This is a genomic window from Bradyrhizobium sp. Kon37, from assembly GCF_055807535.1.
This window is the reverse complement of the sequence record NZ_JBVVOY010000004.1, coordinates 175,276-196,009: the sequence shown is the minus strand read 5'-3', so window position 1 is coordinate 196,009 and position 20,734 is coordinate 175,276. Positions and strand designations below refer to the sequence as shown.

The following is a 20,734-nucleotide window of genomic DNA, read 5'->3' as shown; positions in this document are numbered from 1 at the left end:
GCCAGGCCAAGATAACTCAGTTTGCGCGCCGGGAGCAAGCGGGGCACGTTCCTCTTAGCTCGCCGCGAGCTGGGAGAAGGCCAACCGGAGATTTTTACGTGACGCCCATCATGATCGCTGCCCTTGGATTGCTGATGGTTGGCACCGCGTTCCTGTCGGGGCTGTTCGGGATGGCGGGCGGGCTGATCCTGATCGGCGTGCTGTTGGCCCTGATGCCGCTGCCGACCGCGATGGTGTTGCATGCGATCACGCAGATGGCCTCGAACGGCTGGCGCGCGTTTCTCTGGCGCGCGCATATCCGCTGGCGGCCGGTTGCGAACTATATGGTCGGCGCGGCCGTCGCGCTCGCGGCGTGGTCGCTCACGCGCTACGTGCCGGACAAGCCGGTCGCGCTGCTGCTGCTCGGCATCACGCCGTTCATGGCGCGGCTGCTGCCCGCCAACATCAAGCCGGATCCGGACCGTCTCTGGCAGGGCACCGTCTACGGCACGATCTGCATGGGCCTCATGCTGATGACCGGCGTATCGGGACCGCTGCTCGACACCTTTTTCCTCGGCGGCGATTTCGGCCGGCGCGAGAAGGTGGCGACCAAGGCGATGTGCCAGCTCGTCAGCCATTTCATCAAGCTGATCTATTTCGGCGGCGTGATCGACCAGGCGGCGACGCTCGATCCCGTGCTCGCGGCCGTCGCGATCGCAGCGTCGATGCTCGGCACCACGCTGGCGCGGCGCATCCTGGAAGCCATGACCGACCAGCAATTCGTGGCCTGGTCGATGAAGCTGATCACCACCATCGCCTGCTACTACATTGCCTATGGCAGCTGGCTGCTGGTCCGCACGCCCGTGCTGGCGGCCTTCGACAAGGGAGGTTTGCAATGAGCGAGACTGCCGACCCGCTGGTGCTGGACTTCGTCGAATGGGTTGCGCGCGAGCCGCGCGCCTATGCCGAGGTGATCGCGACCTGGAAGACCTCGTGCCCGCGCCTCACCATCTGGGAAGACGCCGCCGACCGCGGCTATGTCGCGCGTGAGACGCTCCCTGGAATGGGGCTGATCATCGCGGTGACAGAGGACGGCGAGAGATTGCTGCGCACCAACGGGCGCTGACGCGCTTCGCCGCACCCCCGTGCTCTCGCTGTCATCATCCGCGAAGGCGGATGATCCAGTAATCACCAGCGGTGGTTTGTCACACGACTGCCGCGGCGTACTGGCTGCCCCGCCTTCGCGGGGCATGACAATGGAGTTTGGCGCGGACAGCTCTCGCCACATCGTCATTGCGAGCGCAAGCGAAGCAATCCAGAATGTTTCCGCGGCGGCAGTCCTGGATTGCGTCGCTTCGCTTGCAATGACGGAATACCGGGAGACCCCTTTCATGTCGCTCAAACTGTTCGAACTCGTCGGCACCGATCCCTCGCGACCGTTCAGCCCGTTCTGCTGGCGCACGCGGATGGCGCTGGCGCACAAGGGCCTTTCGGCGGAGACGCTGCCCTGGCGCTTCACGGAGAAGAGCGCGATCGCGCCGCACGGCTCGGAGAAGGTTCCGGTGCTGCTGCATCACGACCAGCCGGTGGTCGATTCCTGGACGATCGCGACCTATCTCGAAGACAAGTTTCCGGACCGTCCGTCGCTGTTCGGCGGCGAGGGCGGCCGCGCCATGGCGCGCATGCTCAATGCCTGGGGTGACATCGCCATCGTCGGCGGCATCTTTCCGCTGATCATCGCGGACATCCCGAAGAATCTGGCCGAGGTCGACGCCGCCTATTTCCGCCAGTCGCGCGAGGCGCGTTTCGGCAAGAGTCTGGAAGAGGTGATGTCGGGCCGCGATGCCGGCGTGGTCGCCTTCCGCAAATCGATCGAGGTGATGCGGCAGACCCTGAAGAAGCAGCCCTTCATGGGCGGCGCTGCACCGAACTATGCCGATTACATCGTGTTCGGCGGTTTTCAGTGGGCGCGCGTGACGAGCCCGTTCAAGCTGCTCGAGGCGGACGACCCGGTCTACACCTGGCGCGAAAAGCTGCTGGATGCGTTCGATGGAATGGCGCGGAAATCGCCGGGGCATCCAGTGTAAGCTTGGTAGCCCGGATGGAGCGCAGCGCAATCCGGGAAGGTCGCGATGTGTGGCATGAACCCGGATTACGCTTGCGCTCCATCCGGGCTACGCGCCTCCGCCGCCTCGCGCAGGCACGCCCGGCACAAACAATCCTCGCCCTTGACCGGCATCGGCAGCCGCGCCGTTTCTTCCGCGCACCAGCACGCGCCTGAGAGGTCGCAGCCGAACTCGGCGCCGCAGCGGGAGCAGGCGAGGCGGCGCGGTTCCTGCACCGGAAGTTCTTGCGGATTTGTCATGATTTGCGCAAAAGCTGTGCTGTCATTTTCATGCCGGGTTCATCTCCCGCTGCGGTATATTACGCCTCGCGCACAGACTCGGAAAGCGGTTGGCAACGCGCAAGGACACATCGATGGCCCGCGATTCGCAAGCCGCGCTCGTCGCGCTCAACCGTTTCGGCTTCGGCGCCCGTGGCGGCGCATCCGGCGATCTCATCAACGCGGCCTCCGATCCTCGCGGTTTTGTGAAGGCGGAACTCGCTCGTCCCAACGCTGTGCTGCTGGAGGCGCCGGGCCTGCAATCCACCCCGCAGCTCGGGCAGGCCGTGTTCGCCTATCAGGATCAGGTCAAGCAGGCGCGCGAGGCCGCCGCCAAAGCCGGCGCGCCGACCGAGACGCCGTCGCAAGTGCCGGCCGATCAGAAGCCCGGACCGCGCCGCACTCTCTCGCTGAACGCCGTGGCAACCGAGATCGCCGGCCAGATGGCCGAGGCCAAGCAGGCTGACAACAAGCCTGCTGACAATAAGCCGGCGGACAATATGGCCAAGCCGGACAGCATGCAGCCCAACGCGGCCGCGCCGGCTGCCGCAAAACCCGCCCCGCAGCCGCTCAACGTCATCCAAAAGACCTTTCGCGCCGAAGCGCTGGCGCGGTTGCAGCGCGCGACCCTGGTCGAATGCGGCTTCACCGAACGTCTGGTCGTGTTCTGGTCCAACCATTTCTGCATCTCCGCCAGCAAGGGCGAGTTGGCGCGGATATGGGCCGGCGCGTTCGAGCGCGAGGCGATCAGGCCGCATGTGCTCGGGCGTTTCGCCGACATGCTGAAAGCGGTGGAGCAGCATCCGGCGATGCTGTTCTTCCTCGACAACCAGCAATCGCTCGGACCGGACTCGCGCGCCGGCCAGAACCGCAAGCGCGGGCTGAACGAAAATCTCGCGCGCGAGATCATGGAGCTGCATACGCTCGGCGTCGGCGGCGGCTACACGCAGGACGACGTCACCTCGCTCGCGCGCATCATCACCGGCTGGACCTTTGCCGGCCGGCAGGGACAGCTGGGGGCGCCCGGTTCGTTCGTGTTCAACGTCAATGCGCACCAGCCGGGGCCGCAAATGCTGCTCGGCAAGAGCTACGAGCCGAGCGGCCTTGCGCAGGGCGAAGCGGCACTCGCTGACATCGCGCACCATCCCTCGACCGCGAACTTCATCGCCACCAAATTGGTCCGCCATTTCGTCGCCGACGATCCGCCGCCGGCGCTGGTGGCGCGATTGCGCGATGTCTTCATCAAGACCGACGGCGATCTCAAGGCGCTTGCAACCGCACTGGTCGATTCCGACGAGGCGTGGAAGGCGCCGCTGACGAAGATGCGGAGCCCCTATGATTTCCTGGTCGCGAGCGGCCGGCTGCTCGCGCGCGTGCCGGAGGATCCCGGCGCCTATCTCAACAACCTCAATCTGCTGGGCCAGCCGCTGTGGTCGCCGGCCGGCCCGAATGGTTTCGCCGACACCAATGCCGCCTGGGCTGCGCCGGAAGGCATCAAGCTCCGGCTCGACATTGCCGCGCAAATGGGCGCGCGGCTTGGGCCCAACATCGACCCGCTCGATTTGTTGGAATTTGCCGCCGCAGATGCGGCCTCGATCGAAACGCGGCGCACCATCGAGCGCGCGGAGTCGCGGCAGCAGGCGCTGGCGCTGCTGTTGATGTCGCCGGAAATGCAGAGGAGATGATGATGATCGACTGCGTCGAGAACCGGCTCCTCACCTCGCGCCGCGCCCTCCTGCTCGGCGGCGCCTCCTTCGCGGCGTGGGCCTATTTGCCGAAATTCGCCCGCGCGGCGGACGGCCGCGATCCCCGGCTGATCGTGGTGATCCTGCGCGGCGCGCTTGATGGGCTTTCGACCGTCGCGCCGGTCGGCGATCCCGATTATGCCGGCCTGCACGGCGCGATCGCGCTGACGGCGGACGGCGCTCATCCCGCGACCATGCTTGATACTTTCTTCGCGCTGCATCCGGCAATGCCCGAGTTCGCACGCATGTATCGCGATAGGCACGCCGCGGTAATCCACGCGGTGGCGACGCCCTATCGCGACCGCTCGCATTTCGACGGCCAGGACGTGCTCGAAAGCGGCTATGCCGGGCCCGGTCGCGTGCAGTCCGGCTGGCTCAACCGCGCGCTGGAGGCGCTGCCGCGCGGCGAGCGGGTGTCGAGTGCTCTTGCCGTCGGCCCGACCACGCCGCTGGTGCTGCGCGGCAACGCGCCGACCGTCGGCTGGGCGCCGGTGGCGCTGCCGCAAGCCGATGACGACACCGCGATGCGTCTGGTCGAGCTCTACCGTCATCGCGATCCCGCGCTGGCGGCCGTGCTGTCGCAGGGTCTTCAGCTGGAAAAGGCCGCGAGCGGCGACGACATGAAGCCGAAGCCGGGCAATGCGGTCGCTCAGATGCGGCAGGTCGCGCGCGGCGCCGCAAAACTGATGGCGTCCGACGACGGCCCGCGCATCGCGGCGCTCGCGTTTGACGGCTGGGACACGCACGCCAATGAAGGCGGCCCTGTCGGTCGCCTCGCCTTCCTGCTCGGCGGGCTCGACGGTGCGCTCGCCGAATTCGAAACTGGCTTAGGGGAACGCTGGCGCGACACCGTCGTCGTGGTCGCGACTGAATTCGGCCGCACCGCGCGCATCAACGGCACCGACGGCACCGATCACGGCACGGGAACGATCGCGCTGCTCGCCGGCGGCGCGGTGAAGGGCGGCCGCGTCATCGCCGACTGGCCCGGCCTCAAGCCCGCCAACCTCTTCGAGGCCCGCGATCTCAAGCCCACCACCGATCTGCGCTCCGTGATCAAGGGCGTGCTGCAGGGACAGTTCGGCCTGTCGGATCGCGTGCTGGCCGAGACGGTGTTTCCGGATAGCGCAAGCGCGCGTCCGATGAAGGGGCTGGTTGCTTAACTGCGATTCCGGGTCCGCGCCTTGCGGCGCGTTCCGGAATGACGACATGATCAGCCGAACATCAGGAGACCATCACCCATGTACATCGCCATGAATCGCTTCCGCGTCGCCAAGGGCTCCGAAGCCGCCTTCGAGCAGGTCTGGCTTTCGCGCGATACTCATTTGGACAAGGTGCCGGGTTTCGTCGAGTTTCATCTGCTGCGCGGCCCCGAGCTCGAGGACCATACGCTGTACGCCTCGCACACAGTGTGGGCGAACCATGCGGCGTTCGAGGCCTGGACCAAATCGGATGCTTTTCGTGCCGCGCATGCGCGGGCCGGCGACACCAAGCCGACCTATCTCGGCCATCCCCAGTTCGAGGGCTTCGAGGTGATGCAGACGGTGGGGCGCGGCGCCAAGTAGCGCGCGACGCCGCAAAGATCAGCCCAGCGTGATCTTGTCGATCTCCGCCATCTCCTCCGCACTGAGCTTCCACGCAATCGCCTTCACGTTCTCCTCGACCTGCGCGACGCGGGTGGCGCCGGCAATCACGCTCGACACTTGCGGGCGCGTGGCGAGCCAGGAGAAGGCGAGCTCGAGCATGCTGTGGCCGCGCGCTTTCGCGAATGCCGTGAGCTTCTCGACGATGTCCTCGTTGCGCGGCGTGACGTAGCGGTCGCGCAACGCCGGTACCTTGCCGAAGCGCGTATCGGTCGGGGCGGCCGCGCCGCGCTGGTACTTGCCGGTGAGGAGCCCGCTTGCGAGCGGGAAGAACGGCAGGAGGCCCAGCTTGTACTCCTGTGCGGCCGGCAGCAGGTCCTTTTCGATGTCGCGCACCAGCAGGCTGTATTCATCCTGGCAGGAGACGAAGCGGCTGACATTCATCGCGCGCGCGGTGAACTCGGCTTCCGCCAGGCGCCAGGCCGGAAAGTTGGAATTGCCGATGTAGCGCACCTTGCCCTGACGGATGAGATCGTCGAGCGCGCGCAGCGTCTCCTCCATCGGCGTCAGCGGGTCGTAATCGTGCTGCTGATAAAGATCGATGTAGTCGGTCTTGAGCCGCGTCAGGCTCGCCTCGACTGCGTTCATGATGTAGCGGCGCGAAGCGCCCTGCTTGGTTCCGTCGGTCGCCATCGGCGTGGAAAATTTGGTGGCGAGCACGATGTCCTTGCGTCGGTCGCCGAGCACGGTGCCGAGCACCGTTTCCGAACCGCCCATGCCGGCATAGATGTCGGCGGTGTCGAACAGCGTGATGCCGAGATCGAGCGCGCGATGGATGACCTTGCGCGAGGTCTCCAAATCCGTGCGCTGGCCGAAATTGTTGCAGCCGAGGCCGACCGCAGACACGCGCAGGCCGGAGGCGCCGAGATTACGAATTTCCATGGGAGATCCCTGTCGGAGATGGCAGGGGCGTATTGTGACTGCGGCGCGCCGCCGCAGCAAGCCGCGCGCCGCGTTGCTGCCATGCCGACAGGAGCTGCCGACAAAAAAATGCGGCCCCTATCAGACGCGGCGACTGACGGGGACCGCTTTGGGGCGCTTGATCGGTGACGGGGGGCTGACCAGACGCAGCTGCAGCCTAGTCCCGCTATGTTACGCGCGGGTGACAGGCAAGGTTATCCACAGGCGTTCGCGATCGCGAGGATCAGAAGACCTTGCGATAGACGATGAACCCGGAACGCTCGGCGACCTTGTCGTACAGGCGCTGCGCCGTGACGTTGGTCTCATGCGTCTGCCAGTACACGCGCGGGGAGCCGGCGAGTTTCGCGCGCTCGTAGACGCCGTGGATTAGCGCCGAGCCGACACCTTTGCCGCGAGCAGCCTCGGTCGTGAACAGGTCCTGCAGATAGCAGGACGGCTCGATCGCGGTGGTGCTGCGGTGAAAGAGATAATTCGTCATCCCGAGCAGGCGGCCGTCGCTCTCGGCGACCAATCCGTGTACCGGCTCATAGGCATCGAAAAAGCGCTGCCATGTCACGCGCGTGATGTCGGGCGAGAGCGCGGTCGGGCCGGAGCGGCCGTAGAAGGCGTTGTAGCCGTCCCACAGCGGCAGCCATTGTTCGTAGTCCTGCCTCGTGACGGAGCGAATGGTGAGCGACATGTGGATTCCCGCGATCGATGAGGTGTCCTTCATACGTGATGAGGGACGTGCTGATCAATCGCGCATCACTCCGCCACGCGCAGATAACGGATCAGCTTGCGGCCTGCGGGATCGCGCAGTGAGCGGTAGTAGTCGGCGCGGGACGGCGCATCGGTGTGGCGCACGAGGTCGGTCACGGGCGTGTAGCTCAGCATGCGCCCGCCATCGGGCAGCGCGGCACAGACGAAGCGCAACACCTCGCCATTGCGCAAGGCGATGTTGATCGGCGTGGCATCGCCGATCCGCACCACCTCCATGCGCTGTGCGATGAAGGTGCCGAGCTCGTCCTCGGGCAGTTCGAACGCGCCGGTGTCGCGGCCGTGATACATCAGCGCGATGAACGGCGGCTTGCCGTCGGCGATGTCGTCCGGCACCGCAAAATAATCGCGGAACGCGCGATTGATGAATTCGGCGCGCGTCTCGGCATCGAGCAGCACGATGCCGATATCGACCTGGTCGAGCGCGGCCGACAGCCGCGCGGCGATGGCGTGGCTCCGACGCTCGGCGGCAAACGTGCCGAGCAGCCGCTGGCGCATCAGGCCGGTGATGCCTGCGGTGCCCGCGGCCGTCGCAGCCAGGAGGCCGAGCCGGAACATATCCGCCGTGGTCAGGCCTGAAACGCCGTGCTGGCTGAGGAGCAGCAGTGCCGCGCCGATGACGGCGATGGCTGCGCTGGCGACGGCGGAAGCGGGACCCGAGAGAGCGCCTGCGAGCGCCACGATACAGACGAGCAGCGGCGCGGGCGAGGGAATGGGGACGAAGCGATCGAAAAACATCGTCAGCAGCAAAGTCGCTGCCGTCAGCGCCGGACCGGAGATCGCACGCCATCCCAACCGCATGGGCCTGTCTCGCTCCTCCCTGGACGAGGTAAGGCGGCAACACTGACCGAACATTGCGCCATTGCGATGCGGTTTCGCGCGGTGTGCTTAAGGTGCGCTTTGGTTCATGCGCAAAGCTTTCGGATGATTTTAGACCAAATGCGCGTGCTTGAGACGTTGTTGCAGCGCGGGCGCATTCAGCGTCGACGTCCCCTGGCCCTTGCGCGTGCCGACGAAGATCAACAGCGATGCCGCGACGAGGATGGCCGCGGTCAGGGTAATTGCAACGATGACCACAGGTGATTTCATCGAAATCCTGTCGCGATGCCGGTCGGTGCGGGCCACGCGGCGCCTTGAAGGCGGGTCCAGGATGAAACGGGAATCAGACCGGCAGGCCCATCGCCATGGTCGCCCTGGTCGACAGCACCGTCAGGGTAACGATCAGGCACAGCGAGAGCGCGGCGACGGCGAGCGAGGCCGCGACCGCGTTGGTCAGCCGGGAAGACGAAACGGTAGCAGGTGGGCCCTGAAAGCCTGCCGTGCCGGACGCCCGAATCATGGTCTAAATCCTTCAACGCGCGAGCGAATCACCCGCGACATCGAACAATTTCACTGTTGCGATCGGCAATATTGCGGCGGCCGGTCAAGCGAAAATGGCGAGATTGCGGCAATGGTGACCCTTATGCCCGCTATTCGCCAGAGCGCGATCGCCCCTCAGGCGCCAGCGGCGATGCTGGCGGGGTCCTCGATATCGGCCGGCCGCCAGTCCATTGCGACGAAGCCGGGGGCCGCTTCCACGCGCTTCAGCCAGTCCCGGATCGCCGGGAAGGTCGAGAGGTCGAAGTCGCAGCGGTCGGCGAGGTGGGTATAGCCGTACAGCGCGATGTCGGCGACCGTGAGCTGGCGGGCCGCGAAATAGGCGTTGGTCTTGAGGTGATTCTCCATCACCTGGAGCGCGCCATAGCCGCGCTCCATCCAGTCCTCCAGCGAATGAGTCTGCAGGTCGCGGCCGCCCCTCACCAGCGATAGCCAGAAATAGGCCGCGCCGATGTTCGGCTCCAGCGCGTGCTGCTCGAAGAACATCCATTGCAGCGCGTCGGCGCGATCGATGCGGTTCTCCGGCGCGAGCGGCGTGCCGACGGCGACATACCAGAGAATGGCGTTGGACTCGGCGAGATAGCGATCGTCGCCGACCTCGAGCAGCGGCACCTGGCCTGACGGGTTCTTGGCCAGGAAATCCGGGGTGCGGCTCTCGCCGCGCAGAATGTCCACCTCGACCGCTTCGTAAGGCAAGTTCAGCAGCGCCAGCGCAAGGCGGACCTTGTAGCTGTTGCCCGAGCGCTGCATCGAATAGAGCTTGTACATTCTGGGGGTGATTCCGGAAGACGGGAGGGCGCGGCGCTTGTTGCCTCGCAACGCGGCTAAACAATGATGCCGATGCGAATCCGCCGCAAGACCCGGCCGATAGAAAAACTCGAAAACCCTACCGCATTGCAATGCGGCGGAAGATCATTTCCGTGCGACCATCCAACTCAGTTCACGCTTGCGTCAACGCGGAAGTGCGTTGCTCGACGCGATCGTGTGCAAGGCACGGCGGTCGCGTTTTGGGCACTGAAGCTTCCACACCGTCATGGCCGGGCTTGTCCCGGCCATCTACGCGCTGCACACGGCACGAAGAACGTGGATGCCCGGGACAGGCCCGGGCATGACGACGTTCTCGTTTCATGGGCCTCGAAGGGCGCAAAATTGCTCCGAGGACACGCCTTGTCGGATATGTGGGATTTGCCTGGCAAAGTTGCGGAAAATTGCGGAAAATCACGACTTGATGCGCGCCAGACACGTAAACTTTTGCGGGATCGGACCGAAGTTTCTTGCGGTGCAACGGCACTCGTTTTAGGGTGGCGCATTCCCACAATCGGAGTCGTGAAGCCAAAGGGTTCACGACGCTTGTCAGGAGATGACGATGTCCTTCCTTGCCGCTGCGCTCGACCGTGTGAAGCCGTCCGCGACCATCGCGGTCACGGATAAAGCACGTGCGCTGAAAGCGGCGGGCCGCAACGTCATCGGTCTTGGCGCCGGCGAGCCCGACTTCGACACGCCCGCCAACATCAAGCTGGCCGCGATCCACGCCATCGAAGCCGGCAAGACCAAGTACACCGCGGTCGACGGCATTCCCGAGTTGAAGGAAGCCATCATCGCCAAGTTTCAGCGCGAGAACGGCGTCGTCTACAAGGCGAACCAGATCATCGTCGGCACCGGCGGCAAGCAGGTGCTCTACAACGCGCTGATGGCAACCATCAATCCGGGCGACGAGGTGATCATCCCCGCGCCGTACTGGGTCAGCTATCCCGAGATGGTGGCGCTCGCCGGCGGCGAGCCGGTGCCGGTGGTCTGCACCGCCGCGACCGGCTTCAAGCTCCAGGCCGAGGCGCTGGAGCGCGCGATCACGCCGAAGACCAAATGGGTGATCCTGTGCTCGCCGTCGAATCCGACGGGAGCTGCCTACACCAGGACCGAGCTCAAGGCGCTCACCGACGTCCTGGTCAAGCATCCCCACGTCTGGGTGATGACCGACGACATGTACGAGCATCTCGTCTATGACGACTTCCAGTTCACCACGGTCGCGCAGGTCGAGCCGAAACTCTACGACCGCACGCTCACCGTGAACGGCGTGTCGAAGGCCTATTGCATGACCGGCTGGCGCATCGGCTATGCCGGCGGCCCGGCGCAGCTGATCAAGGCGATGTCGACGATCCAGTCGCAGTCGACCTCGAACCCGTCGTCGATCGCGCAATGGGCCGCGGTCGAGGCGCTGAACGGTCCGCAGGACTTCATCCCCGCCAACAACAAGGTCTTCAAGGAGCGCCGCGACCTCGTCGTCTCCATGCTCAACCAGGCCAAAGGCATCGAGTGCCCGCGTCCCGAGGGTGCCTTCTACGTCTATCCGTCCTGCGCCGGCACCATCGGCAAGACCGCGCCGTCGGGCAAGGTGATCGACAATGACGAGACGTTCGTGACCGAACTGCTCGAGACCGAAGGCGTCGCCGTGGTGCAGGGGTCGGCCTTCGGCCTCGGCCCCGCGTTCCGCATCTCCTACGCGACCAAGACCTCGGACCTAGAAGACGCCTGCAAGCGCATCCAGCGCTTCTGCGGCAATCTGCGCTAAGGCTGTCGCGACACGCGGTGTTCCCCTCTCCCCTTGTGGGAGAGGGTGGATCGCCGCGAAGCGGCGAGACGGGTGAGGGGTTATCTCCGCACGTGATCCTCTCGCGACAACATTCGCGGAGATAACCCCTCATCCGGCGCTTCGCGCCACCTTCTCCCACAAGGGGAGAAGGGAGGACAGCGCACCAATTCTCTGCGTTCGTTCTGGCACGCACAGAACTCTTGTGGCATAGACCATCGCGCATCACGGGTAGGGCGCTCTCTCTGCTCGCATCACATTCATCGCCGGAGACATTCATGCGCCGTTCACTCCTCCTCGCCGGGCTTGCCGTTGCGAGCTTCGTTGCCTCCGTTGCGGGCGCCAGCGCGCAGTCGCGGATGGTGCAGGTGGGCGTGCTCGAATGCCGCGGCGGCGCCAGTGTGGGCTTCATCGTGGGATCGGTGACCAATCTCGGCTGCGTGCTGCGAGTCGATGGTTTGCCGGACGACCGTTACGTCGCGACGATCCGCAAGGTGGGCCTCGACCTCGGCATCACACAGGAAACGGCACTCGCCTGGGGCGTGTTCGCGCCGGTGAACCGGCTCGGTCCGGGCGACCTCGCCGGCACCTATGCCGGTGCGCAGGGCAGCGCCTCGGTCGGTGTCGGCCTTGGCGGCAACGTGCTGGTCGGCGGCTCCAATAATTCGATCGCGCTCCAGCCGCTCAGCGTGCAGGGCCAGGTCGGCCTCAACGTCGCCGCCGGCCTCGAGAGCCTGGAACTCCGCCCGGGCCGTTAACAACTCCCGTGTGCGAATCGCGTCGCTCCGGCGCGATTCCGGCGACGACGCACCGCAGCGACGTTTGATGCTTGCCAAATCTCGGGGACGGGCAGAGCATCGGCGTTTGCCGACCCAATCATGGGCCGAGCTCCACACCAAGGAGGCGGCGAATGGGACAAGACGTCAGAAGTCCCCGAGGTCCACGGTGCATCGCGCTGGTGGGCCCTTTCCAAAGCGGTAAAACCACACTTCTCGAAGCGATCATGGCAAGAACCGGCGCAATCCCGCGCGCCGGCAGCGTCGATGCCGGAACCTCCGTCGGCGACGCCACGCCAGAGGCCCGTCATCACAAGATGACCGTCGGGCTGACTGCCGTCACCACGAGTTTCATGGGCGACAGCTACACCTTCCTCGATTGTCCCGGTTCCGTCGAATTTGCCCACGACATGCGCGCCGCGCTGCCCGCGGTCGATGCCGCAATCGTGGTCTGCGAAGCCGACGAGAAGAAGCTGCCGCAGCTTCAGATCATTCTGCGCGAGCTGGAGGAGCTGAAGATCCCGCGTTTCCTGTTCCTCAACAAGATCGACCGCGCCAACAAGCGCATCCGCGAGACGCTCGAGATGCTCCAGCCCGCCTCGCGCGTGCCGCTGGTGCTGCGCCAGATCCCGATCTGGAAGGACGAGCTGATCGAGGGCTTCGTCGATCTCGCGCTGGAGCGTGCGTTCATTTACCGCGAGCACAAGGCCTCCGAAGTGGTCGCACTTCAAGGCGGCGATCTCGATCGCGAGAAGGAGGCCCGCTTCTCGATGCTGGAGAAGCTCGCCGATCACGACGATGCGCTGATGGAGCAGCTGCTCGAGGACATCCAGCCGCCGCGCGATGCCGTGTTCGACGATCTCGCCCGCGAATTGCGCGACGGGCTGATCTGCCCGGTGCTGCTCGGCGCCGCCGCCCGCGAAAACGGCGTGCTGCGTTTGATGAAAGCGTTGCGCCACGAGGCGCCCGGTATCGCGGAGACCGCAAAACGTCTCGGCGTTCCCGAGACCAGGGACGCCCTCGGCTTCGTCTTCAAGACGCTGCATTCGCAGCACGGTGGCAAGCTGTCGCTGACGCGGATGCTCGCCGGCCATCTCGACGACGGTGCCACGCTGCAATCCTCCTCCGGGGGGGCCAGCCGCATCTCCGGCATCCTCGCCGTCACCGGAGCCTACGACACCAAGCGGGCCGCGGCGGAAGCCGGCGACACGGTGGCGCTCGCCAAGCTCGACCCGATCAAGACCGGCGACACGGTCTCGAACGGCAAGACCCAGCCGGCAGCGCTTGCCGCCAGCGAGCCCACTCCGCCGGTGCTCGCGATCTCGGTTGCGGCCACCGACCGCAAGGACGACGTCAAGCTCGGCCAGGCGCTGATGCGGCTGCACGAGGAGGATCCATCGCTCGTCTTCGTGATGAACGCGCAGACCCACGACACGGTGCTGTGGGGGCAGGGCGAGATGCATTTGCGCGTCGCGAGCGAGCGGCTGCGCGACCGTTTCGGCGTCAAGGTTGCCTCGCATCCGCCCGCGATCGGCTATCAGGAAACCATCCGCAAGCCGATCGTCCAGCGCGGCCGCCACAAGAAGCAGTCCGGCGGCCATGGCCAGTTCGGCGATGTCGTGCTCGACATCAGGCCGCTGCCGCGCGGCGAGGGCTTCAAATTCGCCGAGAAGGTGGTCGGCGGTGCGGTGCCCCGCAACTATATCGGCGCGGTGGAAGAGGGCGTCGTCGACGGGCTTGCGCGTGGCCCGCTCGGTTTCCCGGTCACTGATTTGCAGGTGACGCTGACCGACGGCTCCTATCACAGCGTCGATTCCTCCGACCTCGCCTTTCGCACGGCGGCGCGGGTCGGGCTCAACGAAGGCCTGCCGCAATGCCAGTCGGTGCTGCTGGAGCCGATCCACGTGGTCGAGATCGTCTGCCCGACCGACGCCACCGCCAAGATCAATGCGATCCTGTCGGCGCGGCGCGGCCAGATCCTCGGCTTCGACACCCGCGACGGCTGGAGCGGATGGGACTGCGTCCGCGCCATGATGCCGGAAGCCGAGATCGGCGAGTTGATCGTCGAATTGCGTTCGGCCACGGCAGGCGCCGGCAGCTTCACCCGCCAGTTCGACCACATGGCCGAAGTCACGGGGCGCGCCGCCGACCAGATCATCGCAGCGCATCAGCACGCGGCGTGATCGGTCTGTCGAAGTAAGGGACGCAACCGCTCTCTCACTCCCTCTCCCCGTTCTTACGGGGAGAGGGATGGGGTGAGGGGCTGTCGCCATTCGGGTGGTGAAGGTTGGACTCACGCTGCTCCTCCCAACCGCCATTGCGAGCGCAGCGACTTCTCCGCCGAAGCTTTAGCGAAGGCGGAAGCAATCCAGTCTTTCCGCGGAGGAATTCTGGATTGCTTCGTCGCTTCGCTCCTCGCAATGACGGTGGCAAACTCCTTGCGCTTGCCTGTATATGATGTATTTTACATCATTGTGCATGCTTCAGAAATCATTTATAATCGTTCACACGTGAGGCCAAGGTGATCACGTCGTTCCAGATGCGGGCCGCGCGCGCGCTGCTCGGCATTGACCAGAGGGCCTTGGCGGAGCTTGCAGGCGTATCGCTGCCGACCATTCAGCGGATGGAGGCGAGCACCGGCAACGTTCGCGGCGTGGTCGAGACCTTGATGAAGGTGGTCGAAGCCTTCGATCGGGCCGGCGTCGAGCTGATCGGCGAACAGGCGCGCAGCGAAGGCGGTGGACGTGGCGTTCGGCTCAGGGAGCCGGGGCCGCCGCGTCGGGTGGGAGCATGATCCCGCAATGATCATGCTCGGGAGCAGTTCGAAGTAACGCATCGCGCCGGAGCACGCGGCCGCACGATGCATCGGAGCGTCGTGGGCAGCGGAGCATTTTGCTGAAATGAGCATCACAGGCGAACACGCAGGTAAGCTGCACCAGCTTCGTCGGCCGACCTTTACCGAACTCTATCTGCCAAAGCTCGTCACCGTATGGCGCGAGGGCTATGGCCTATCGGATTTCCGCGCTGATGTGTTCGCGGGCCTCACGGTCGCGATCGTCGCGCTGCCGCTGTCGATGGCAATCGCGATCGCCTCCGGTGTGACGCCGGACCGCGGACTCTACACCGCAGTTGTCGGCGGTTTCATTGCGTCACTGCTCGGCGGCAGCCGGTTCCAGATCGGCGGTCCCGCCGGCGCCTTCATTGTGCTGGTTGCGGCGACTGCCGACCGTCACGGGGTCGACGGCGTGATCCTGGCCACGCTGATGGCGGGCCTGTTCCTGATCGCTGCGGGCTTCCTGCGGATCGGCACCTATATCAAGTTCATTCCGTACCCGGTGACGGTCGGCTTCACGGCCGGCATCGCCGTCATCATCTTCGCAAGCCAACTGCGCGATCTCGGCGGGATCACGCTCCTCGCGAAGGAGCCGAGCGAATTCGTTCCGAAACTCGTCGCGCTTGCCGGGGGCCTGCACACCGTCAATCCGTCGGCCGTCGCGGTCGCGATCGTCAGCATTGCCATCATCGCCGGCCTGCGACGTTGGCTGCCGTCCTGGCCGGGCATCCTGATCGCGGTCGTGCTCGCGGCGGTCGCATGTGCCGTGCTGTCGCTGCCGGTCGAGACCGTCGGCTCGCGCTTCGGCGGCATTCCGCGCGAACTGCCCTCGCCGGCCTTGCCTGCATTCTCGCTCGCGAAGGCGACCGCCGTGCTGCCCGATGCGATCTCCTTCGCGCTGCTCGCCGCCATCGAATCGCTGCTGTCGGCGGTGGTGGCCGACGGCATGACCGGACGCCGTCACCGCTCCAATTGCGAGCTGGTGGCGCAAGGCGCCGCCAATGTCGGCGCGGCGCTGTTCGGCGGCATCTGCGTCACCGGGCTGATCGCGCGCACCGCGACCAACATCCGCGCCGGCGCGCGGGGGCCGCTCGCGGGCATGCTGCATTCGGTCTTCCTGCTGCTGTTCATGCTGATCGCAGCGCCGCTCGCGAGCTACATCCCGCTGGCCGCGCTCGCCGCCGTGCTCGTCGTGGTGGCCTGGACCATGGCGGAGAAGCACGAATTCGCGACGCTCCTGCGCTCGTCATGGGGCGATGCCGTCGTGCTGCTCGCAACCTTCCTGCTCACCATCTTCCGCGATCTGACCGAGGGCATTCTGGTCGGCTTCGCGCTCGGCGCGGTGCTGTTCATCCATCGCATGGCGGAAATGACCGGCATCGAGGAACGTTCGCCGATGGTGGCCGCCGATCGTCCCGACGACGAAAATGGCGAGCGCGTGCCTTACGACCCCGCGCTCGCGGTCGATCGCGACGTGCTGGTCTATCGCATCACCGGCGCGTTCTTCTTCGGCGCGGCCTCGGCGATCGGCAGTGTGCTCGACGGCATCGCCGACAAGCGCAAGGGATTCGTGGTCGATTTCGCCGCGGTGCCGTTCCTGGATTCGACGGCGGCCAACGTGCTCGGCCGCGTCGCCGCCAAGGCCCACCGCCAGGGCATCCGGCTGTTCATCACGGGGGCGTCGCCAACGGTGCGTCGCGCGCTGCTCACCCATGGGGTCACGCCGCCCCGCGCCCGCTATCGCGAGACCATCGCGCGTGCGGTCGCCGACATCAAGGGCGGCGCGGCGCACCCCGCGGCCGGTGAGGTGGGCACGACCTGACGTCGAGCCTCTCCCGAGACGGCCCGCGCGCTTGACAGGGCTTGCGGGACGCGAAATGGATCGCCTCCGAAACGACCCCAGGGGAGGACGACCGTGACCAAGGCTCCCGCAGCCTGTCTGATCGGATGGCCGGCCGCGCATTCGCGCTCGCCGCTGATCCATCGTTACTGGCTGCGCACGCTCGGGATCGAGGGCGGCTATGTCATCGAGGCGGTTCCACCTGATAATCTGCGCGACTTCGTGCTGCGGCTGTCGCTGCGCGGCTTCGTCGGCGCCAACGTCACCATCCCGCACAAGGAGGGCGTGCTTGAGCTCTCGACGCCCGATGCCCGCGCGCAGGCGGTCGGTGCGGCCAATACGCTGTGGTTTGCGGACGGCGAGCTGCGCTCGACCAACACCGACGTCGAGGGCTTTATCGGCAATCTCGATGCCAGCGCGCCCGGCTGGGACGCAGCCAGCGAGGCGCTGGTGCTCGGCGCCGGCGGCTCGGCGCGCGCCATCGTGTTCGGGTTGCTCGAACGCGGCATCAGCTGCGTGCATCTCGCCAATCGCACCATCGCCCGCGCGGAGATGCTTGCAGGGCAGTTCGGGCCGAAGGTGCATCCTGTTGCCTGGGACGGCATCGACGACATCCTGCCGCGTGCAAAACTTCTCGTGAACACGACCTCGCTCGGCATGCACGGCCAGCCTTCACTCGACCTTGACGTGGCGCGCCTGCCGGATGGCGCCGTGGTCGCCGATCTCGTCTATGTCCCGCTGGCGACGCCGCTGCTCGTGGCCGCACAGGCGCGCGGGCTGAAGACCGCCGACGGGCTCGGCATGCTGCTGCATCAGGCGGTCCGCGGCTTCGAGCTGTGGTTCGGCCAGCGGCCGCAGGTCACGGCCGAGCTGCGCGCGCTGGTCGAGGCCGATCTCACAAAGACTTGAGAGAATAGCGCGTAACCTCCGGAGTTCTATGTCCGTAGGGACAATAGGGCGCAATCGGAGACCATCATGTCTGTTCAACGTGCAACTTTCACGCGTCCGCTCATCGCCGTCGCGATGGTGGCCGTCTCGACCCTCTCCGCACTTGCGCAAAGGGCTCCTGTGCCGACGCGCGTGCGCGGCACGATCGAAAGCGTCAATGGTGACACGATGCAGGTCAAGGCGCGCAGCGGCGAGGACGTCAAGCTGCACATCGCCTCCGACGTGAACGTGTCAGGCATTACGAAGATTTCACTTGCCGATATCAAGCCCGGCTCCTTTGTCGGCGCCACCACCGTGCCGGGACCGGACGGCGGTGCGAACGCGGTCGAGGTCCACGTATTTCCTGAGAGCATGCGCGGCACCGGCGAGGGCTCGCGCCCCTATGACCTCAAGCCCAACTCCAGCATGACCAATGCGACCGTGTCGGAGAGCGTGGTCGGCAATGACGGCCATACGCTGCTGGTCAAGTACAAGGACGGCGAGAAGAAGGTGTTCGTCGCCGACAATACGCCGGTGGTGACCTTCGTGCCCGGCGACAAATCCGATCTAAAGGCCGGCGCCAAGGTCATCGCCTTCATGAAGCAGCTGCCGGACGGCTCGTTCGAAACCAACCGCGTCAGCGTCGGCCGCAACGGCCTGACGCCGCCGATGTAAATGGAGAATAACAACATGTCGAAGAGAAGCTGGATATCACGCGTTGGCGTGGCCGCATTCGCGGCCTGCATCGTTACGTCATCCGCCCTGGCGCAGCAGACGCCGACGGTCCGCATCCGCGGCACCATCGAGAGCGTCGACGGCAACACGCTCGGCATCAAGACCCGCGAAGGCAGCGACGTGAAGGTGCGCATGACCGACAACGTCGCCGTCTTCGCGGTGGTGAAGACGTCGTTGTCGGAGATCAAGGATGGCTCCTATATCGGCGTCACCGGCCTGCCGGAGCCCGACGGCACCCAGAAGGCGATCGCGGTGCACATCTTCCCTGAAAACCAGCGCGGCGCGGCCGAAGGTTTTCGTCCCTGGGATGCGCGCGCCAACTCGACCATGACCAACGCCACCGTGGCGCAGACGGTGAAGGGCACCGACGGCCAGAACATCACGGTCAAGTACAAGGACGGTGAGAAGAAAGTCGTGGTGCCCCCGGACACGCCGATCGTCACCTTCGTGGCCAGCGACAAATCCGAGCTCAAGCCCGGCGCCAAGCTGATCATTTTCGGTGCGGTGAAGAAGGACGATGGTTCGCTGGAAGCCAACCGCGTCAATGTCGGCCGCGACGGGGTGACGCCGCCGATGTGAGGGCGAACGCTGAAATCGTAGGTGGGCAAAGGCGCGAAGCGCCGTGCCCACCACTTTCCTGCGATTTTGCGAATTGGTGGGCACGCTTCGCTTTGCCCACCCTACGGCACTGCCGCTGCGGCTCACATCGCGATGATATGCTCGTCGATCTCGTCGACCCTATTGACGCCGCACAGGCCCATGGTGGTGAGCAGCTCCTTCTGGATGATGTCGATCGCCTTGGCGACGCCGGCCTGGCCGCCAGCGCCAAGGCCGTAGGCGTAGGCGCGGCCGATCATGCAGGACTTTGCGCCGAGCGCGAGCGCGCGCATCACGTCCTGACCGGAGCGGATGCCGCCGTCGAACATGATCTCCATCCTGTCACCGACCGCCTCGGCGATCTCGGGCAGCACCTCGATCGATGACGGCGCGCCGTCGAGCTGACGGCCGCCATGGTTCGAGACGACGAGCGCCTGCGCGCCGGTCTTGGCGGCTTCCTCGGCGTCCTCGACGTCCAGAATGCCCTTGATGATCAGCTTGCCCGGCCAGATGCTGCGGACCCACTCGACGTCTTTCCAATTCAGGGACGTATCGAACTGCGACGCCGTCCACTCCGCGAGGCGATTGAGATCCCCGGTGTTTTTCACATGGCCGGCGATGTTACCGAAGGTGCGGCGCTTGCCCCGGAGCACGCCCGATACCCAGGTCGGCTTGGTGGCAAAGTCGATCAGCTTCGAGAGCGACCATTCCGGCGGGACCGTCATGCCGTTCTTGATGTCGGCGTGGCGTTGTCCGATGACCTGGAGATCGACGGTCAGCACCAGCGCGGAACATTTCGCCGCGATCGCGCGCTGGATCAATTCCTTGATGAAGCCGCGGTCCTTCATCACGTAGAGCTGGAACCAGAACGGCTTCTCGACACTGTCCGCGATGTCCTCGATCGAGCAGATCGACATCGTCGACTGCGTGAACGGGATACCGGCGGCTTGCGCGGCGCGGCAGGCATGGATCTCGCCGTCGCCATGCTGCATGCCGAGCAGGCCCACAGGCGCGAGCATCAGCGGCATGGTCGAGGGCTCGCCGAGGATCGTGGTCGCGGTGTCGCGCTTGGAGACGTCGACCAGAATGCGCTGGCGGAACTTGATCGCCTGCATGTCGTCGCGGTTGGCGCGCAGCGTTTCCTCGGCGTAAGAGCCGCGGTCGCAATAATCGAAAAACGCCTTCGGCACGCGGCGCTGATGCAGTGTGCGAAGATCGTCGATACAGGTGATGTGCTTCATGAACGTTTCCCCGGCCCGTCTTGTATCGGAAGAGTCTGCATCGGAAGTAGCGGATGAGTCTTGCATCGGAAGATCGAGGGGTCATCTAGCATGGTTGGATGCACAGCCAAATCGTTTGCAAATCCTTTGTGGAGAGGAGGGCGCCATGACCAGGCCGCACACCGGACCGACGCCGGAAGAGATCAAGGAGAAGCATGATCTCGAGGAAGCGCTGGAAGAAGGTCTGGAAGAGACCTTTCCGGGCTCCGATCCCGTCAATGTCACCCAGCCGGCGCCGAGCCGCGGGGACGGCCATGTGAAGCGCTCGGACTAGGCGCGGGTTCCGCCCTGTTCCGGCGTCTTCGCTGGAAATATAGTGTTAACAAGACGTTATCAGCGCCGGGGCCTGCCCGGTTCC

23 protein-coding genes are annotated in these 20,734 nt (G+C 65.5%); 15 read left to right on the top strand and 8 right to left on the bottom strand.

The genetic code is table 11. From position 1 onward, the window contains the following. Positions 1–98: 98 nt before the first annotated feature. From AC0L3J_RS11645 to AC0L3J_RS11635, 3 genes are all read left to right on the top strand, one after another. Positions 99–878: a TSUP family transporter gene (locus AC0L3J_RS11645; RefSeq protein ID WP_473262614.1), complete on the top strand. Its 780-nt coding sequence runs from the start codon at positions 99–101 to the stop codon at positions 876–878. After that, positions 875–1,105 (top strand): hypothetical protein, encoded by a 231-nt coding sequence (locus AC0L3J_RS11640; RefSeq protein ID WP_473347067.1) that lies wholly within the window; start codon positions 875–877, stop codon positions 1,103–1,105. Before AC0L3J_RS11645 ends, AC0L3J_RS11640 begins: the two co-directional genes overlap by 4 nt. Before the next feature lie 265 nt (positions 1,106–1,370). Next, complete coding sequence (locus AC0L3J_RS11635; protein WP_473347066.1) at positions 1,371–2,066, top strand: glutathione S-transferase family protein; 696 nt, start codon at positions 1,371–1,373, stop codon at positions 2,064–2,066. A gap of 65 nt (positions 2,067–2,131) precedes the next feature. Here AC0L3J_RS11635 and AC0L3J_RS11630 read toward each other — a convergent pair whose 3' ends face one another. Beyond that, positions 2,132–2,344 (bottom strand): cysteine-rich CWC family protein, encoded by a 213-nt coding sequence (locus tag AC0L3J_RS11630; RefSeq protein WP_456767776.1) that lies wholly within the window; start codon positions 2,342–2,344, stop codon positions 2,132–2,134. Between the two features lie 113 nt (positions 2,345–2,457). Between AC0L3J_RS11630 and AC0L3J_RS11625 the strand changes: the two genes are divergently transcribed. The 3 genes from AC0L3J_RS11625 to hmuQ all read left to right on the top strand — a co-directional run bounded on the left by AC0L3J_RS11625 (position 2,458) and on the right by hmuQ (position 5,669). Further along, entirely contained in the window at positions 2,458–4,047 is a 1,590-nt protein-coding gene (locus AC0L3J_RS11625) for a DUF1800 domain-containing protein (protein WP_473347065.1), read from the top strand. Positions 4,048–4,049: 2 nt separating this feature from the next. After that, positions 4,050–5,267 carry a DUF1501 domain-containing protein gene (locus tag AC0L3J_RS11620; protein ID WP_473347311.1) on the top strand — a complete coding sequence of 406 codons (1,218 nt, stop codon included), beginning with the start codon at positions 4,050–4,052 and terminating at the stop codon, positions 5,265–5,267. A gap of 78 nt (positions 5,268–5,345) precedes the next feature. Then, positions 5,346–5,669, top strand: coding sequence for a heme-degrading protein HmuQ (hmuQ, locus tag AC0L3J_RS11615; protein WP_007596764.1), 324 nt, complete (start codon positions 5,346–5,348; stop codon positions 5,667–5,669). 18 nt (positions 5,670–5,687) lie between these two features. Here the strand turns inward: hmuQ and AC0L3J_RS11610 are convergent, their stop codons facing one another. The 6 genes from AC0L3J_RS11610 to AC0L3J_RS11585 all read right to left on the bottom strand — a co-directional run bounded on the left by AC0L3J_RS11610 (position 5,688) and on the right by AC0L3J_RS11585 (position 9,569). Further along, positions 5,688–6,629 (bottom strand): aldo/keto reductase, encoded by a 942-nt coding sequence (locus AC0L3J_RS11610; RefSeq protein ID WP_473347064.1) that lies wholly within the window; start codon positions 6,627–6,629, stop codon positions 5,688–5,690. Between the two features lie 262 nt (positions 6,630–6,891). Beyond that, a complete protein-coding gene (locus AC0L3J_RS11605) occupies positions 6,892–7,347 on the bottom strand; it encodes a GNAT family N-acetyltransferase (RefSeq protein WP_473347063.1) in 456 nt (151 codons plus the stop codon). Positions 7,348–7,412: 65 nt separating this feature from the next. Next, the gene (locus tag AC0L3J_RS11600) at positions 7,413–8,225 is read right to left on the bottom strand and encodes a PAS-domain containing protein (protein ID WP_473347062.1); all 813 of its coding nucleotides are present in this window, start codon (positions 8,223–8,225) and stop codon (positions 7,413–7,415) included. A gap of 129 nt (positions 8,226–8,354) precedes the next feature. Further along, positions 8,355–8,549: a hypothetical protein gene (locus tag AC0L3J_RS11595; RefSeq protein ID WP_473288206.1), complete on the bottom strand. Its 195-nt coding sequence runs from the start codon at positions 8,547–8,549 to the stop codon at positions 8,355–8,357. Positions 8,550–8,586: 37 nt separating this feature from the next. Continuing rightward, positions 8,587–8,763: a hypothetical protein gene (locus AC0L3J_RS11590; RefSeq protein ID WP_456767782.1), complete on the bottom strand. Its 177-nt coding sequence runs from the start codon at positions 8,761–8,763 to the stop codon at positions 8,587–8,589. A gap of 155 nt (positions 8,764–8,918) precedes the next feature. Then, positions 8,919–9,569: a glutathione S-transferase family protein gene (locus tag AC0L3J_RS11585; RefSeq protein WP_007596746.1), complete on the bottom strand. Its 651-nt coding sequence runs from the start codon at positions 9,567–9,569 to the stop codon at positions 8,919–8,921. 598 nt (positions 9,570–10,167) lie between these two features. Between AC0L3J_RS11585 and AC0L3J_RS11580 the strand changes: the two genes are divergently transcribed. From AC0L3J_RS11580 to AC0L3J_RS11545, 8 genes are all read left to right on the top strand, one after another. Further along, positions 10,168–11,370 (top strand): pyridoxal phosphate-dependent aminotransferase, encoded by a 1,203-nt coding sequence (locus AC0L3J_RS11580; RefSeq protein ID WP_007596745.1) that lies wholly within the window; start codon positions 10,168–10,170, stop codon positions 11,368–11,370. Between the two features lie 296 nt (positions 11,371–11,666). Beyond that, positions 11,667–12,146 carry a DUF992 domain-containing protein gene (locus AC0L3J_RS11575; RefSeq protein WP_473347061.1) on the top strand — a complete coding sequence of 160 codons (480 nt, stop codon included), beginning with the start codon at positions 11,667–11,669 and terminating at the stop codon, positions 12,144–12,146. 152 nt (positions 12,147–12,298) lie between these two features. Continuing rightward, on the top strand, positions 12,299–14,347 hold the full coding sequence (locus AC0L3J_RS11570) for an elongation factor G (RefSeq protein ID WP_456767784.1): 2,049 nt from the start codon (positions 12,299–12,301) through the stop codon (positions 14,345–14,347). Between the two features lie 338 nt (positions 14,348–14,685). Then, a complete protein-coding gene (locus tag AC0L3J_RS11565) occupies positions 14,686–14,958 on the top strand; it encodes a helix-turn-helix domain-containing protein (protein WP_027520336.1) in 273 nt (90 codons plus the stop codon). A gap of 106 nt (positions 14,959–15,064) precedes the next feature. After that, positions 15,065–16,819, top strand: coding sequence for a SulP family inorganic anion transporter (locus AC0L3J_RS11560; protein ID WP_473347060.1), 1,755 nt, complete (start codon positions 15,065–15,067; stop codon positions 16,817–16,819). Positions 16,820–16,912: 93 nt separating this feature from the next. Next, complete coding sequence (locus AC0L3J_RS11555) at positions 16,913–17,746, top strand: shikimate dehydrogenase (RefSeq protein ID WP_473347059.1); 834 nt, start codon at positions 16,913–16,915, stop codon at positions 17,744–17,746. Between the two features lie 66 nt (positions 17,747–17,812). Next, a complete protein-coding gene (locus AC0L3J_RS11550) occupies positions 17,813–18,439 on the top strand; it encodes a hypothetical protein (protein WP_473347058.1) in 627 nt (208 codons plus the stop codon). Positions 18,440–18,454: 15 nt separating this feature from the next. Further along, complete coding sequence (locus AC0L3J_RS11545; RefSeq protein ID WP_473347057.1) at positions 18,455–19,078, top strand: single stranded DNA-binding domain-containing protein; 624 nt, start codon at positions 18,455–18,457, stop codon at positions 19,076–19,078. A 122-nt stretch (positions 19,079–19,200) separates the two neighbouring features. On the opposite strand, the gene AC0L3J_RS11540 is transcribed toward AC0L3J_RS11545, so the two are convergent. Next, positions 19,201–20,337, bottom strand: a complete 1,137-nt coding sequence (locus tag AC0L3J_RS11540) for an alpha-hydroxy acid oxidase (RefSeq protein ID WP_473347056.1) — start codon at positions 20,335–20,337, stop codon at positions 19,201–19,203. A gap of 145 nt (positions 20,338–20,482) precedes the next feature. Between AC0L3J_RS11540 and AC0L3J_RS11535 the strand changes: the two genes are divergently transcribed. Then, positions 20,483–20,650, top strand: coding sequence for a hypothetical protein (locus tag AC0L3J_RS11535; RefSeq protein WP_007596725.1), 168 nt, complete (start codon positions 20,483–20,485; stop codon positions 20,648–20,650). Positions 20,651–20,734: the final 84 nt, after the last annotated feature.